12 protein-coding genes are annotated in these 14,945 nt (G+C 71.1%); 4 read left to right on the forward strand and 8 right to left on the reverse strand.

The annotated features are described in order from the left end of the window. Positions 1 to 53: 53 nt before the first annotated feature. The 3 genes from ACZ58V_RS17420 to ACZ58V_RS17430 all read right to left on the reverse strand — a co-directional run bounded on the left by ACZ58V_RS17420 (position 54) and on the right by ACZ58V_RS17430 (position 3,453). Positions 54 to 1,997: a S53 family peptidase gene (locus ACZ58V_RS17420; RefSeq protein ID WP_471290647.1), complete on the reverse strand. Its 1,944-nt coding sequence runs from the start codon at positions 1,995 to 1,997 to the stop codon at positions 54 to 56. 173 nt (positions 1,998 to 2,170) lie between these two features. Then, positions 2,171 to 2,788: a DUF305 domain-containing protein gene (locus ACZ58V_RS17425; protein WP_471290648.1), complete on the reverse strand. Its 618-nt coding sequence runs from the start codon at positions 2,786 to 2,788 to the stop codon at positions 2,171 to 2,173. Then, positions 2,785 to 3,453 (reverse strand): DUF3105 domain-containing protein, encoded by a 669-nt coding sequence (locus ACZ58V_RS17430; protein WP_468190723.1) that lies wholly within the window; start codon positions 3,451 to 3,453, stop codon positions 2,785 to 2,787. Before ACZ58V_RS17430 ends, ACZ58V_RS17425 begins: the two co-directional genes overlap by 4 nt. 198 nt (positions 3,454 to 3,651) lie before the next feature. Here ACZ58V_RS17430 and ACZ58V_RS17435 point away from each other — a divergent pair, with 198 nt between their 5' ends. After that, positions 3,652 to 4,086, forward strand: coding sequence for an RrF2 family transcriptional regulator (locus tag ACZ58V_RS17435; protein WP_471290649.1), 435 nt, complete (start codon positions 3,652 to 3,654; stop codon positions 4,084 to 4,086). A gap of 31 nt (positions 4,087 to 4,117) precedes the next feature. Here the strand turns inward: ACZ58V_RS17435 and ACZ58V_RS17440 are convergent, their stop codons facing one another. Continuing rightward, entirely contained in the window at positions 4,118 to 5,302 is a 1,185-nt protein-coding gene (locus tag ACZ58V_RS17440; RefSeq protein WP_468190719.1) for a globin domain-containing protein, read from the reverse strand. Positions 5,303 to 5,596: 294 nt separating this feature from the next. Here ACZ58V_RS17440 and glnA point away from each other — a divergent pair, with 294 nt between their 5' ends. Continuing rightward, positions 5,597 to 6,958: a type I glutamate--ammonia ligase gene (gene glnA, locus ACZ58V_RS17445; RefSeq protein ID WP_215121869.1), complete on the forward strand. Its 1,362-nt coding sequence runs from the start codon at positions 5,597 to 5,599 to the stop codon at positions 6,956 to 6,958. Between the two features lie 96 nt (positions 6,959 to 7,054). On the opposite strand, the gene ACZ58V_RS17450 is transcribed toward glnA, so the two are convergent. Both ACZ58V_RS17450 and ACZ58V_RS17455 read right to left on the reverse strand, forming a co-directional pair. After that, the gene (locus tag ACZ58V_RS17450; RefSeq protein ID WP_471290650.1) at positions 7,055 to 7,501 is read right to left on the reverse strand and encodes a VOC family protein; all 447 of its coding nucleotides are present in this window, start codon (positions 7,499 to 7,501) and stop codon (positions 7,055 to 7,057) included. A gap of 61 nt (positions 7,502 to 7,562) precedes the next feature. Beyond that, entirely contained in the window at positions 7,563 to 8,075 is a 513-nt protein-coding gene (locus ACZ58V_RS17455) for a pyridoxamine 5'-phosphate oxidase family protein (protein WP_468190717.1), read from the reverse strand. 155 nt (positions 8,076 to 8,230) lie between these two features. On the opposite strand from ACZ58V_RS17455, the gene ACZ58V_RS17460 reads away from it, so the two are divergent. After that, positions 8,231 to 11,239: a bifunctional [glutamine synthetase] adenylyltransferase/[glutamine synthetase]-adenylyl-L-tyrosine phosphorylase gene (locus ACZ58V_RS17460; RefSeq protein WP_471290651.1), complete on the forward strand. Its 3,009-nt coding sequence runs from the start codon at positions 8,231 to 8,233 to the stop codon at positions 11,237 to 11,239. A gap of 8 nt (positions 11,240 to 11,247) precedes the next feature. On the opposite strand, the gene ACZ58V_RS17465 is transcribed toward ACZ58V_RS17460, so the two are convergent. Together ACZ58V_RS17465 and ACZ58V_RS17470 are read right to left on the reverse strand one after the other, a co-directional pair. Continuing rightward, complete coding sequence (locus tag ACZ58V_RS17465; protein ID WP_471290652.1) at positions 11,248 to 12,129, reverse strand: phosphatase PAP2 family protein; 882 nt, start codon at positions 12,127 to 12,129, stop codon at positions 11,248 to 11,250. A 96-nt stretch (positions 12,130 to 12,225) separates the two neighbouring features. Next, positions 12,226 to 13,260 carry a LacI family DNA-binding transcriptional regulator gene (locus ACZ58V_RS17470; protein WP_468190711.1) on the reverse strand — a complete coding sequence of 345 codons (1,035 nt, stop codon included), beginning with the start codon at positions 13,258 to 13,260 and terminating at the stop codon, positions 12,226 to 12,228. 403 nt (positions 13,261 to 13,663) lie between these two features. On the opposite strand from ACZ58V_RS17470, the gene ACZ58V_RS17475 reads away from it, so the two are divergent. After that, positions 13,664 to 14,932 carry an extracellular solute-binding protein gene (locus ACZ58V_RS17475; protein ID WP_471290653.1) on the forward strand — a complete coding sequence of 423 codons (1,269 nt, stop codon included), beginning with the start codon at positions 13,664 to 13,666 and terminating at the stop codon, positions 14,930 to 14,932. Positions 14,933 to 14,945: the final 13 nt, after the last annotated feature.

A 14,945-nucleotide genomic window follows, 5' to 3' on the forward strand; every position in this document is an offset into this window, starting at 1 on the left:
CGACGCAATGGGGTGGTGTGAGTGACCCCACACCACCCGTCCACTGTCGGAGATCAGCGACGCCGGTACGACTCGACGTAGCCGCTCGCGGGCGTGCCCACGCCGGTGACGTCGTCGTAGCCCTTCACGGCCGCGAGCGAGCTGTCCTTGCCCAGGCTGCGCACGGACGTGGCCAGACCGTCCGCGGCGTCGTAGCCGTTCACGAAGTCGACGCGGGCCACGGCGAGGCCGGAGCCCGTCGGGTTGTCGGTGATGTCGTGGTAGACCTTCGAGCCGGCCTTGGCGTAGATCGCCGGGTTGGCGAAGCCGATCGGCTCGCCGCCCCGGGCCTCCTGGGCCAGGGCCTGGACGGCCGCGACGGTCGGCGCGGCGAGCGAGGTGCCGCCGATGCGGTACTCGCTGTACGCCTGCGTCTTCCCGTCCGGCTGGGTCTGCGTCTGGCCGACCAGGAAGCCGGTGTTGGGGTCGGCGATCGCCGCGATGTCGGGGACGACACGGTTGCCGGCCGCGTTCTCGGCCTTGGCCAGCGCGTCCGGTACGACGCCCTGCTGGTAGCCGGGCTCCGCCACCGTCTTGCTGGTGCCGCCGCCCGCGCCGGAGGTGAAGGCGCCGGGGAAGTCCGTCCAGCTCTTGCCGTCGGCCGACAGATTGGCCTTCTCGGTGCCCCAGCCGGTCTCCCAGAGGTACTGGTCGCCCTTGCCGACGGCCAGTGAGGTGCCGCCGACGGCGGTGACCCACGCCGAGTTGGCCGGCGAGTCGACCTGCTTCGTCCCGGAACTCGCGACCTCGTCGCCGTCGTCGCCCGAGGAGAAGTAGAAGCCGATGCCCTCGACCGCGCCCAGCTGGAAGACCTGGTCGTAGGCCGCCGCGAGGTCGGGAGTCTGCGCGGCCTCGACCTCACCCCAGGAGTTGGACACGATGTCGGCCAGGTGGGTGTCGACGACCTTGCCGAGCGCGTCGAGCAGGTCGGCGTCGGTGCAGGACGCGGCGCCCACGTAGGTGACGTCCGCGGCGGGCGCGACCGCGTGCACGGCCTCGACGTCCAGGGTCTCCTCGCCGTACCAGCCGGAGGCCGAGCAGTCCTTGGTGTTCGTGTAGTGCTTGGGCAGCACCTGGTGCAGCTGGCCGGTCTTCCACGCCGCGTCGCCGTTGCGCTTGGCGTAGGTGCCGGCGTCGTAGGCGATGGTCGGCGAGGCGTACGCGTCGGTGATGGCGACCCGGACGCCCTTGCCGGTGCGCTCGCCCGCGCCGTAGGCGGCCCGCAGTTGCTTGCCCGTGTAGCCCTTGACGGCGTACGGGATCTTCGTGCCGTAGGCGTCCGGCAGCGTGCTCGCCGTCTTGGAGCCGTAGTACGAGGAGAACGGCCCGGCGTTGCGGAACACGGTGTCCGGCGGCGGCAGCTGGTCGTCGTGCGTGACCATGTGCGGCGCGTTGTCCAGGCCGGTGACGGTCAGCACGGCGTCGGCCAGGCCCGCCGGGACGGAGGCGGTGCCCGCCGGGGCCCGGTAGGTCTTCGCGCCCTTGGCGAAGTCGTGCAGCTGGGTGCCGAACGCCTTCTCGGCGGCGGCCACGTCACCGGTCACGGAGACGTAGTGCCGCGTGACCCCGGTGACCTTCAGGCCCGCAGCCGTCAGCCAGGACGTCACCGCCGCCACCTGGGCCTTGGTCGCGCCGAAGCGCGCCTGCGCCTTCTTGGCGGTCAGATACTTGCCGTACGAGGCCGACGCCGGGTCGGACACGGCCTTCGCGTAGGCGGCGAGACCGGCGGCGTCGCGGCCTCGGAGATACACCCGGGCCGACATCCGGGCGCCGTCGGAGGTGGCGCCCTTGTCGGCCTTGGCCGTGGCCCACGCGGGCCGGGTCCCGGCCAGCAGGTCGCGGAGCGGGTGGTCGGCGGCGTGCGCCGCGGGTATGCCGAGCGCCAGCGCACCGGCGAGCATCGGCAGTGTCGCCGCGATGCTCACTCCGGCGCGCGCCTTGGCGCGGTTGGATCTCATGGAACCCCCTGTGCGGTTCGTCGCGAGTGATCACTCGACGGTCGCCACTCTCGCGACGAACCGTTCATGTCAGGGGAATGCGAAACCCAAGAAGCGCCCTGCGCAGGCCAAGAAGTGCCCAAGGCGCCGCAAGGCAGGGCGATTTGAGGCTTACGCCCCAAGGGATCCGTGCGCTACGAGCGCGGCGCGGCGCCCCGCTCCTTCAGCATGTCCGCCATCAGGCCGATCTCCGACTGCTGCGCTTCCACCATGCCCTGGGCGAGCCGCTTCTCGACGCCGACCGTGCACCTCTCCACACAGCCCTCGGCCATGTGGACGCCGCCCTTGTGATGCTCCGTCATCAGCTGGAGGTAGAAGATCTCCGCCTGCCTGCCGTTCAGCGTGCCGAGCTTCTTCAGCTCGGTGTTGGTCGCCATGCCCGGCATCAGGGCGCCGTCCTTGCCGGAGGCCATGCCTCCCATGTCCATCCAGGCCATCGGTTCGGAGGACACCTTGGGCAGCCCCCACAGATCGAGCCAGCCGATCATCATGCCGCGCTGGTTGGCCTGCGTCTGCGCGATGTCGTACGCGAGGCGCCGCACGTCCTCGTCCTTCGTGCGGTCGCGCACGATGTACGACATCTCCACGGCCTGCTGGTGGTGCACCGCCATGTCCCGCGCGAACCCGGCGTCCGCGGACTCGGCGGAGGGGGTCCGGCTGCTGCCGTCGTCCCCGGCGACGGCGTAGCTGATCGCACCGGCCGCGACGAGCGCCGTCACGGCGGCCCCGGCGATCAGACCGACGTGCCTCACTGCGACAGCCCGTTGGTGCAGGCGGCACCCGGCTCGGGCGTCTGCTCGCCCTGGACGAACTTCTCGAAGAACGCGTCGACGTCCGGGTCGCTCGCGCCCTTCACCGCGCGCTGGTGGCCCCACGCCGACAGCATGATCGGGTCCTTCTGGTCGTCCATCGGGCTCATCAGCGTGTACGGCGTCTTCTTCACCTTCGCCGCGAGCGCGTCGATGTCGGCCTTCTTCGCGTCGGCGTTGTACGTCACCCACACCGCGCCGTGCTCCAGCGAGTGCACGGCGTTGGTGTTGTCGAGCTGCTTGGTGTAGACGTCCCCGTTGCAGTTCATCCAGGCCTGGTTGTGGTCGCCGCCGACCGGCGGCTCGGAGGCGTACTTCACGGCCTTGGTGACGTGGTTGCGGGACAGCTTCCCCTCCCAGGTCTTCACGCCGTCCTTGCCCGTGACGAACTTCCCCTTGGCCGAGGAGTCGGCCGCCGCGGTGTCACTGCCACCGTCGCCGGACTGGGACCGCACGAGCACGACGCCGCCGCCGACGAGACCGCAGACGACCACCACGCTGGCCGCGATGACGAGGATCCGGTTGCGACGCTCACGGGACTGCTCGGCGCGCCGCATCTCCTCTATCCGCGCTTTGCGTGCCGTGCTGCTCTTGTTGGCGGAGCCCATGAGGTGTCCTTCGTGGGAAAGGTGGGACGGTCGGGTGAGCTGATCGTAATGGGGGGAACAGGGCGCCTCGTAGAGCGGCGGAGGGAATGGGCTGAATCGATACGGCACCGACAGGTGCCCGACAGCTTCGGGGGTCCGTTCCGCACTCGCCCCTCCGGATAATTTGAACCGCAGATTCCCATTACCTACGCTGCGTGCATGCGGCTGCTGCGCTCCACCGACCTCGCCCTGCGGGTTCTCATGCGGCTCGCCGTCGCGGGCGAGTCGAGTCCGACGACCCGGGAGGTCGCGGACGGCATGGACGTGCCGTACACGCACCTGGCGAAGGTCGTCGCCGAGCTCCAGCACATGGGGCTGCTCGACGCCCGCCGCGGCCGCGGCGGCGGCCTCACCCTGACGGAGCAGGGCCGCACGGCGTCGGTGGGCGCCGTGGTGCGCGCCTTCGAGGGGGACGGCGACGTCGTCGACTGCGAGGGCGCCACCCCCTGCCCCCTGAACTCCGCCTGCCGGCTGCGCGGCGCCCTGCGCCGGGCCCAGGAGGCGTTCTTCGCCTCGCTGGACCCGGTCACCGTCCGCGACATCGTGGCGGAGCCGACCGGGGCGCTGCTGCTGGGCATCTCCCGGGGAAGCTAGAGGCCGGCGCCGGGCAGGCCCTACGACGCCCCTACGACCGTCCCGCCAGCCACAGGTCCGGCCCGAACACCTCGTAGTGGATGCCGGCCGGGGCCACGCCCTTCGCGATCAGCTGGGCCCGTACCGCCCGCATGAACGGCAGCGGCCCGCACAGGTACGCGCGCGTGCCCGGCGCGACCGGGACGCCGGTGAGATCGACCAGCCCGGAGCGGGTGCCCGCAGGGGCGTCCTGCTCATACCAGAGGTGGACGGCCGAGTCCGGCAGCTTGGCCGCGTAGGCCTCGTGGTCGGTGCGCAGGGCGTGGGTGGCGGGTGAGCGGTCGCCGTGTACGACGGTGACCGGGGCGCGGTGTCCCGAGCCGGCGAGGTGCGCCAGCATCGCGGTCATCGGGGTCACGCCGATGCCCGCCGAGGCCAGCAGCAGCGGAGTGTCGGGGCCGGCCTCCAGGACCAGGTCGCCGTACGGCTCCGACAGCTCCAGGACGTCGCCCTCGCGCACGCGCGCGTGCAGGTGGTTCGAGACCTCGCCGTCGGGGGCGCCGTCCCCGTGCACGCGCTTCACGCTGATCTGCCGGAGTGGTCCCGCCGCACCGGAGAGGCTGTACTGCCGTATCTGCCGGGCGCCGTCCGGGAGGGCGACGCGGACGGAGACGTACTGGCCCGCGCGGAAGTCCCGCACGGGAGAGCCGTCGGCGGGCCGCAACCGGAAGGTGGTGACGTCCGCGGTCTCGGTGACGCGCTCGACGACCTCCCAGCTCCGCCAGCCGGGCCCGCCGCTCTCCTCGCGCAGCCGCTTCTCGACGGCGATCAGGGCGTTCGCCATCAGCCAGTAGACCTCGTCCCAGGCGGCGGCGACCTCGGGCGTCACGGCGTCGCCGAGCACCTCGGCGATGGCGGCGAACAAGTGCTCGTGGACGAGGTCGTACTGCTCGGGCGTGACGCCGAGCGAGGCGTGTTTGTGGGCGATGCGGTGCAGCATCGCGTCCGGCCGCCGCTCCGGATGCTCCAGCAGGTGCGTCGCGAAGGCGGCGACGGAACCGGCGAGCGCCTGCCGCTGGGTGCCGGCGGCCTGGTTGCCCCGGTTGAACAGGTCCCGCAACAGCTCGGGACGGGCCGCGAACAGGCCGGCGTAGAAGCGCTCGGTGATCGCGCCGAGGGCCCCGCCGACGGCGGGGAGTGTGGCGCGGACGGTGGCGGCGGACTGCTCGGACAGCATCGGGGCTCCTCGGTGCTCGACTGCGCGCACCGTATTTAAAGTTGCATCTGAGATGCAAATTAACTGGGTGGGGCGGCGAAGCGGACCGGCCGTTACGGATGTCGCCGCGAACAGGCACTATGGGCAGAAGAGCAGTTCACCTGCCGTACGTGAGGCGTTCGGCCCCGGGCCGGCCGGGCGATCATGGTGCGCAACGCGTACGAAATGGTGGTGTGGTGGGATGCTCACGTGCCCGACCGCCTCCCGGCTACGGAAGAGAAGGCGGCCTGACCAGCAAGGATGGGGAAGCGGAAGATGGACAAGCAGCAGGAGTTCGTGCTCCGGACGTTGGAGGAGCGCGACATCCGGTTCGTACGCCTGTGGTTCACGGACGTGCTGGGCTTCCTCAAGTCCGTCGCCGTGGCCCCGGCCGAGCTGGAACAGGCCTTCGACGAGGGCATCGGCTTCGACGGCTCCGCGATCGAGGGCTTCGCCCGGGTCTACGAGTCCGACATGATCGCCAAGCCGGACCCTTCGACCTTCCAGATCCTGCCCTGGCGTGCGGAGGCCCCGGGCACGGCCCGGATGTTCTGCGACATCCTTATGCCGGACGGCTCCCCGTCCTTCGCCGACCCGCGCTACGTCCTCAAGCGCGCCCTGGCCCGCACCTCCGACCTGGGCTTCACGTTCTACACCCACCCGGAGATCGAGTTCTTCCTGCTGAAGGACCGGCCGCTGGACGGCAGCCGTCCCACGCCCGCCGACAACTCCGGCTACTTCGACCACACCCCGACGAACGTCGGCATGGACTTCCGCCGCCAGGCGATCACCATGCTGGAGTCGATGGGCATCTCGGTCGAGTTCTCCCACCACGAGGGCGCCCCGGGCCAGCAGGAGATCGACCTGCGGTACGCCGACGCGCTCTCCACGGCCGACAACATCATGACGTTCCGCCTGGTCATGAAGCAGGTGGCGCTGGAGCAGGGCGTGCAGGCGACCTTCATGCCGAAGCCGTTCTCCGAGCACCCGGGCAGCGGCATGCACACGCACCTGTCGCTCTTCGAGGGTGACCGCAACGCCTTCTACGAGTCGGGCTCGGAGTACCAGCTCTCGAAGGTGGGCCGCTCCTTCATCGCGGGCCTGCTGCGGCACGCGGCGGAGATCTCCGCGGTCACCAACCAGTGGGTCAACTCCTACAAGCGCATCTGGGGCGGCGCGGAGCGCACGGCGGGCGCGGGCGGCGAGGCCCCCTCGTACATCTGCTGGGGCCACAACAACCGCTCGGCGCTGGTCCGCGTCCCGATGTACAAGCCCGGCAAGACCGGCTCGGCGCGGGTGGAGGTCCGCTCCCTGGACTCGGGCGCGAACCCCTACCTGGCCTACGCCCTCCTCCTCGCCGCCGGCCTCAAGGGCATCGAGGAGAGCTACGAACTCCCGCCGGGCGCCGAGGACGACGTCTGGGCCCTCTCCGACGCCGAACGCCGCGCGATGGGCATCGAACCCCTCCCGCAGAACCTCGGCGAGGCCCTGACCCTGATGGAACGCAGCGACCTGGTCGCCGAGACCCTCGGCGAGCACGTCTTCGACTTCTTCCTGCGCAACAAGAGGCAGGAGTGGGAGGAGTACCGCTCGGAGGTCACGGCGTTCGAGCTGCGGAAGAACCTGCCGGCGCTGTAGGCGCAGGCCGGCGCGGATTCGCCCGCCGAGACGACAGAGGGGGCCGACGGTCGCGGACCGTCGGCCCCTCGTCCGCTTCCGCGGGGCCCGGCAGGGTCACGCCCCCTGTCGCTTGAGGTCCGCCAGCAGCTGGTGCAGTGGCTCCGTCGCCCGGCGGCGGTACTCCTGGACCGCCCAGCCGTTCCCGTCCGGGTCCGTGAAGTGCATGAACGTGGCGCCGTCGTCCGGCGCGTACTGGACCGGCTCCGAGATGTCGAGGCCGCGTTCGACGAGCTCCGCGTGGGCCGCCTTGATGTCGGCGACGCACAGTTGCAGGCCCTGGTACGAGCCGGGGGCCGGGGTGGGGCCGGGTGTCATCTCCCAGATCGACTCGCCGAGGGCGATCGAGCAGCCGGAACCCGGAGGGGTCAGCTGGACGATCCGCATCCCGGGCATGACCTCCTGGTCGATGTCGACGTGGAAGCCGACCTTGTCCCGGTAGAAGTCCCGGGCACGGTCGATGTCGGTGACGGGCAGCGGGATCACTTCGAGAGTGAAGTCCATGGCGTGACTCCTTCGTCAGGCATCCGTTTCGTCAGGCATCCGTCGGGCATCGGATCACGGCTCAGGCGAACCGCCACCTCGTCTGGCTGAACGGCTCCCCCTTACCGAAGCCGAAAACCGTGCGCGGCGCCACCGCGTAGACGGCCGCGTGTCCCGCACCGTGGTGGAAATAGCCCTCCTGCACCTCGAAGTGCCAGAAGCTGCCGTACTTCGTCTCCCACGCGGTGGCCAGTTCGCGTAGCCGGGCGTCGTCGGTCACGCGCCTCGCCTCGCCCTCCACCACCAGGTCGTAGCCCTGGTCCCACGTGGGCGTGCCGGTGGTGAGCACGACGTGCGGGTTCTCCGCGAGGTTCCGCGCCTTGCGCTCCTCCGGGCCCGTGCAGAAGTGCAGGGCGCCGTCCGACCAGATCGCCGGCAGCGGGGTGACATGCGGGCGCCCGTCCGGTCGTACCGTCGTGATCCAGAACAGCTCCGCCGCCGTGAGCCGCGCTTCGGCCTCCTGCCAGTCGGTCGCGGTGGCCGTCTCGTCGCTGTAGCGCCGGTCCAGCCGGGTCTCGGGGTGCATGGTGGTCATGAGTGTCCTCCCGCCTCTCGCCTCACAGGGCAGACCCTGTCCGTCCACCGAACTCATCGGAGCCCGCCCCGGGCTCTGCGGCTAGGCTCAAAGCCGTACGACCTTGATCCGAAGAAGACCGAAGAAGTCCGAGACGAGTCCGAGGGAGGCCCGGTATGACGGCGGCGCCGGGGCGCAGGAGCAGTACCTTCACACGGCTGCTGCGGCACGGCTTCACCGACGCCACCGCCGCCGAACGGCTCCTGGACAGTGCCGAACTCGTGCTCCTGCGCGACGACCCGGTGCTGCTGGAAGCGCTGGGCGGGACCGCCGACCCCGATCTCGCGCTGCTCGGGCTCGTCCGGCTGCTGGAGGCCCAGCCGAACCCCGGCGCCCGCCGGGAACTGCTCGACACGCTGATCGCGGCCAAGCCGCTGCGCGACCGGCTGCTCGGCGTGCTCGGCGCCTCCACCGCCCTCGCCGACCACCTCACCCGGCACCCGGACGACTGGCAGGCGCTCGTCATGTACGAGGCGTACGACCTGCACCCCGGGGTGGAGGAGTTCGAGGCCGGCCTCGCGGAGGCCACCGACCCGGTCTCCCTGCGCGTCGCCTACCGGCGCTGCCTGCTGTCCATCGCCGCCCGGGACGTGTGCGGCACGACCGGCGTCGCCGAGTCCGCGGCCGAGCTCGCCGACCTCGCCACCGCCACCCTGCGCGCCGCCCTCGGCATCGCCGAGGCGGCCGCGCCCGAGGACGCCGCCCAGTGCCGGCTCGCCGTCGTCGCGATGGGCAAGTGCGGCGGCCACGAGCTGAACTACGTCTCCGACGTGGACGTCATCTTCGTGGGGGAGGCCACCGAGGGGACCGACGAGACCAAGGCCGTGCGGGCCGCGACCCGGCTCGCCTCGCACATGATGCGGATCTGCTCGGAGACCACGGTCGAGGGCTCCATCTGGCCCGTGGACGCCAACCTCCGGCCCGAGGGCAGAAACGGTCCGCTGGTGCGGACCCTCTCCAGCCACCTCGCCTACTACCAGCGCTGGGCCAAGACCTGGGAGTTCCAGGCGCTGCTCAAGGCCCGCCCGGTGGCCGGCGACCTCGACCTCGGCGCGGAGTACGTCGCCGCCGTCCAGCCCCTGGTGTGGAAGGCCGCCGAGCGCGAGAACTTCGTCCCCGACGTGCAGAAGATGCGCCGCCGGGTCGTGGAGAACATCCCCCTCGCCGAGGTCGACCGCCAGCTGAAGCTGGGCCCGGGCGGCCTCAGGGACGTCGAGTTCGCCGTGCAGCTGCTCCAGCTGGTGCACGGCCGGACCGACACCTCCCTGCGCAGCGGCACCACGCTCGACGCGCTCAAGGCCCTCGCCGCCGGCGGCTACGTCGGCCGTGCCGATGCCGCCCAGCTCGACGAGGCCTACCGCTTCCTGCGCTCCATGGAGCACCGAATCCAGCTGTTCCGGCTGCGGCGGACCCATCTCGTCCCCGAGGAAGAGGCCGAGCTGCGCCGCATCGGCCGCTCCCTCGGCCTGCGCGCCGACCCGGTCGCCGACCTGCACCGCGAGTGGCGGCGGCACGCCACCGTCGTACGCCGGCTGCACGAGAAGCTGTTCTACCGGCCGCTGCTCGACGCGGTCGCCCAGCTCGCTCCCGGAGAGGCCCGGCTCAGGCCCGAGGCGGCCCGGGAGCGCATGGTCGCCCTCGGCTACGCCGACCCGGCCTCCGCCCTGCGCCATCTGGAGGCGCTGGCCTCCGGCGTCACCCGCAAGGCCGCCATCCAGCGCACCCTGCTGCCCGTCCTGCTGGGCTGGTTCGCCGACTCCGCCGACCCGGACGCGGGCCTGCTCAACTTCCGCAAGGTGTCGGACGCCCTCGGCAAGACACCCTGGTACCTGCGGCTGCTGCGGGACGAGGGCGCCGCCGCGCAGAACCTCGCCCGTGTGCTGTCCGCCGGGCGGCTCGCGCCCGACCTGCTGATGCGCGCCCCGGAGGCGGTGGCGCTGCTCGGCGACGGGGACGGCGGCGGTCTCGAACCGCGCTCCCGCGCCCATCTGGAGCAGGAGATACTCGCCGCCGTGAAACGGGCCGACGGGGCCACCCAGGCCGTCACCGCGGCACGCGGGGTGCGCCGCCGCGAGCTGTTCCGTACGGCCGCCGTCGACATCGTCGGCTCCTACGGCACCGAGGAGCAGCCCGCCGAGGCCGACCAGGGCGCGCTGGTGGACCGGGTCGGCGGCGCGGTGTCGGACCTGACGGCGGCGACGCTCGCCGGCACCCTGCGGGCCGTGGTGCGGGAGGGCTGGGGCGACAGCCTGCCCACCCGGTTCGCGATCATCGGCATGGGCCGTTTCGGCGGGCACGAGCTGGGCTACGGCTCCGACGCGGACGTGCTGTTCGTGCACGAGCCGCGGGACGGCGTCGACGAGCAGGAGGCCGGGCAGGCCGCCAACAAGGTCGTCTCCGAGATGCGCCGCCTGCTCCAGATCCCCAGCGCCGACCCGCCCCTCCTCATCGACGCCGACCTGCGCCCCGAGGGCAAGTCCGGGCCGCTCGTCCGGACCCTCAAGTCGTACGAGGCGTACTACCGCCGGTGGTCCCTGACCTGGGAGTCGCACGCGCTGCTGCGGGCCGAGCCCGTCGCCGGGGACGAGGACCTGGGCCGCCGGTTCATCGAGCTGATCGACCCGCTGCGCTACCGGGCGGACGGGCTCGACGACGAGGCCGTCCGCGAGATCCGGCGGCTCAAGGCCCGTATGGAGTCCGAGCGGCTGCCGCGCGGCGCCGACCCCAAACTCCACGCCAAGCTGGGCCCGGGCGGCCTGTCCGACGTGGAGTGGACCGTCCAGCTGCTGCAACTGCGGCACGGCTCGGCGGAGCCGGGCCTGCGCACCACCCGCACCCGCGAGGCCCTGGCCGCCGCCCGCGCGGCCGGGCTCATCACGGAGGAGGACGCCGCGACCCTGGACGAGGCCTGGGTCCTCGCGACCCGCGTCCGCAACGCGGTGATGCTGGTCCGCGGCCGGGCCGGCGACACGTTCCCCACCGAGCCCCGAGAACTCGCGGCCGTCGGCCGCTACCTGGGCTACGGCCCCGGCCACGCGGGCGACATGCTCGACGCGTACCGCCGCACGGCACGCAGGGCACGGGGCGTGGTGGAGGAGCTGTTCTACGGGGCGGCGGAGCGCTAGGTCCTGCCCTAGGCCGACGGCCCGCGGCCGGCTCGAACCCGCTGACGGTGCCCGGGCGAGGCGGATCTCGCCGGTACCAGGCGCGGCAGTGCGTACGGCTGGGTGCCGTACCAGAGCCTCGCCACCGTGAATCCGAAGGCCAGGCAGAGCATGCCGCCCACCGCGTCCAGCCAGAAGTGGTTCGCGGTGGCGACGATGACGACCAGGGTCAGCGTCGGGTACAGCAGGCCCAGCACCCGCACCCAGGGGATCGCCGACAGGGCGAAGATCGTCAGGCCGCACCACAGTGACCAGCCGATGTGCATCGACGGCATCGCGGCGTACTGGTTGGACATGTGCTTCAGGTCGCCGGAGGCCATCGATCCCCAGGTCTGGTGGACCATGACGGTGTCGATGAAATCGCCGCCGTTCATCAGCCGCGGGGGCGCCAGCGGATACAGGTAGTAGCCGACCAGGGCGACGGCGGTGGTCGCGAACAGCACCAGCCGGGTCGCCGCGTACCGGCCGGGATGCCGACGGAACAGCCACACGAGCACACTCAGCGTCACCACGAAGTGGAGCGTCGCGTAGTAGTAGTTCATGCCGATGATCAGCCAAGTCGCCGCGTTCACGGCGTGATTGACCGACTCCTCCACGGCGATGCCCAGATGGTGCTCGGCCTTCCAGATCCAGTCGGCGTTGCGCAGCGCCTCGGCCCTCTGCTCGGGCACGGCGTTGCGGATCAGTGAGTACGTCCAGTAACTCACCGCGATCAGCAGGATCTCGAACCAGAACCGGGGCCGGCGCGGGGCGCGCAGCCCGCGCGGCGAACCCGGACCGCTCTCGGCCGTAACGGTCTGCGGAAGGGCCGATTCCCGGCCTTCCGGCTTCGTCACGGTCGTGTCACCCATAGGCACAAAGTCTGCCAGAAAAGGACTTCCCCACCGATCATCCCCCGGCGAGGCCCGGGTCGCATGTTCTCCCTAGGGCGAGATCAGGCCACGACGTCAGGAACGACCGCGATCCCCGGGTGCCGAGGCGGTCGAACCGCGTACCACCAGCTCGGGCATGAACACGAACTCGCTGTGGGGGGCCGGAGTCCCGCCGATCTCCTCCAGCAGCGTGCGGACGGCGGCCTGGCCCATCGCCGGGACAGGCTTGCGGATCGTGGTCAGCGGCGGGTCGGTGAAGGCGATCAGCGGCGAGTCGTCGAAGCCGACCACCGAGATGTCCTTCGGCACGTCCAGGCCCAGCTGCCGCGCCGCCCTGATCGCGCCCAGCGCCATCATGTCGCTCGCGCACACCACGGCCGTGCAGTTCCGCCCGATCAACGCCGTGGTCGCGGCCTGGCCGCCCTCCAGGGTGTAGAGGGAGTGCTGGACCAGCTCCGTCTCGACGGCCTCGGCGCCCAGGCCCAACTGGTCCTGCATCGTGCGCACGAACCCCTCGATCTTGCGCTGCACCGGCACGAACCGCTTGGGCCCCAGGGCCAGCCCGATCCGCTGGTGCCCCAGGGACACCAGGTGCGTGACCGCCAGACTCATCGCCGCGCGGTCGTCGGGGGAGATGAACGGCGCCTGCACCTTCGGCGAGAAGCCGTCGACCAGCACGTACGGCACGCCCTGCGCGCGCAGCCGGTCGTAGCGCTGCATGTCGGCGGTGGTGTCCGCGTGCAGCCCGGAGACGTAGATGATGCCGGCGACGCCGCGGTCGACGAGCATCTCCGTGAGCTCGTCCTCCGTCGAGCCGCCCGGGGTCTGGGTGGCGAGGACGGGGGTGTAGCCCTGCCTCGTCAGCGCCTGGCCGATGACCTGGGCCAGGGCCGGGAAGATCGGGTTCTCCAGCTCCGGGGTGATCAGGCCCACCAGGCCCTCGCTGCGCTGGCGCAGGCGCACCGGGCGTTCGTAGCCCAGTACGTCGAGGGCGGCCAGCACGGACTGGCGGGTGGTGGCGGCGACGCCCGGCTTCCCGTTGAGGACGCGGCTGACGGTCGCTTCGCTCACCCCCGCCTGAGCGGCGATGTCGGCAAGCCGTGTGGTCACAGCACCGGACTGTAGCGGCCGGGGATCTCCTTGCACACCGACGGGACGCCTGGTGCGTGCCGTCCCACGGCCGGCGGCGGGTTGCTGGGTCATCGCGGTCCCCAAAAGGTCGAGAAGAGGTCGTGGCCGGCGTCCGATCCGCAACGGATGATTCCCCCGACGGAAGCGGATGGCAAGTGCTTGCAGAGTCTTGCACAGCTGTCCGAGTCCCCGCCGAGCAGCCGGAAATCCGGGTTCCGCAGGGGCAGAAGCGAGGTCACGGCGGGGTAACCATCCGCACCGCTTGCAACTTTTTGCTGCAAGGTCTTTCGCAAGTCCGTGAAGCGCGGCTAATCTCACCGACGCCCGGCGGCCAACGGCGCAGTCGGCAGCACGAACGGGCTTTCACCCTCAAGGAGAACTCATGCGGCGTGGCATAGCGGCCACCGCGCTGGTGGCGTCCCTCGCCCTGGCGGCGACGGCGTGCGGCGGAAGCGACAGCGGCGACGAGGCCGGCGGCCCGGTCACCATCACCTGGTGGGACACCTCCAACGCGACCAACGAGGCGCCGGCGTACAAGGCCCTGGTCAAGGAGTTCGAGGCGGCCCACAAGGACATCAAGGTCAACTACGTCAACGTCCCCTTCGACCAGGCGCAGAACAAGTTCGACACCGCCGCCGGTTCCAAGGGCGCCCCCGACGTGCTGCGTTCCGAGGTCGGCTGGACCCCGGCCTTCGCCAAGAAGGGCTTCTTCGCGCCGCTCGACGGTACCGAGGCCCTCGCCGAGCAGGACAAGTTCCAGCCCAGCCTGATCGAGCAGGCCAAGTACGACGGCAAGACCTACGGTGTCCCCTTCACCACGGACACCCTCGCCCTCGTCTACAACAAGGCCCTGTTCAAGAAGGCCGGCGTCGAGGCCCCCAAGACCTGGGACGACCTGAAGAAGGCCGCCGCCACGATCAAGGACAAGACCGGCGTCGACGGCTACTGGGGCTCCACCCAGGCCTACTACGCGCAGAGCTTCCTCTACGGAGAGGGCGCCGACACCGTCGACGTCGACGCCAAGAAGATCACCGTGACCTCGCCGGAGGCCAAGAAGGCCTACGGCACCTGGCAGAGCCTCTTCAAGGGCAAGGGCCTGCACAAGGCCGACACCACCGCCGATGCCTACGCCCACATCCAGGAGGCGTTCGTCAGCGGCAAGGTCGCCTCGATCGTCCAGGGCCCGTGGGAGATCACCAACTTCTACAAGGGCTCCGCCTTCAAGGACAAGAACAACCTCGGCATCGCCACCGTCCCGGCCGGCTCCACCGGCAAGGCGGGCGCCCCGACCGGCGGCCACAACCTCTCCGTCTACGCGGGCTCGGACAAGGCCCACCAGGAGGCCTCGCTGAAGTTCGTCAACTTCATGACCTCGGCGAAGACCCAGGAGAGCATCGCGCTCAAGAACTCCACGCTCCCCACCCGCGAGGACGCCTACACCGCCAAGGTCAAGGCCGACCCCGGCATCGACGGCTACCAGGGCGTGCTCTCCTCCGCCCAGCCGCGCCCGGCGCTGCCCGAGTACAGCTCCCTGTGGGGCCCGCTGGACGACGAGCTGATCGAGATCGCCGGCGGCAAGGAGTCCCTGGACAAGGGCCTCGGCGACGCCGAGACCGCCATCACCAAGCTGGTGCCCGACTTCTCCAAGTGACCGCCGCGTGGCC

The organism is Streptomyces sp. NPDC040589 (genome assembly GCF_055594445.1).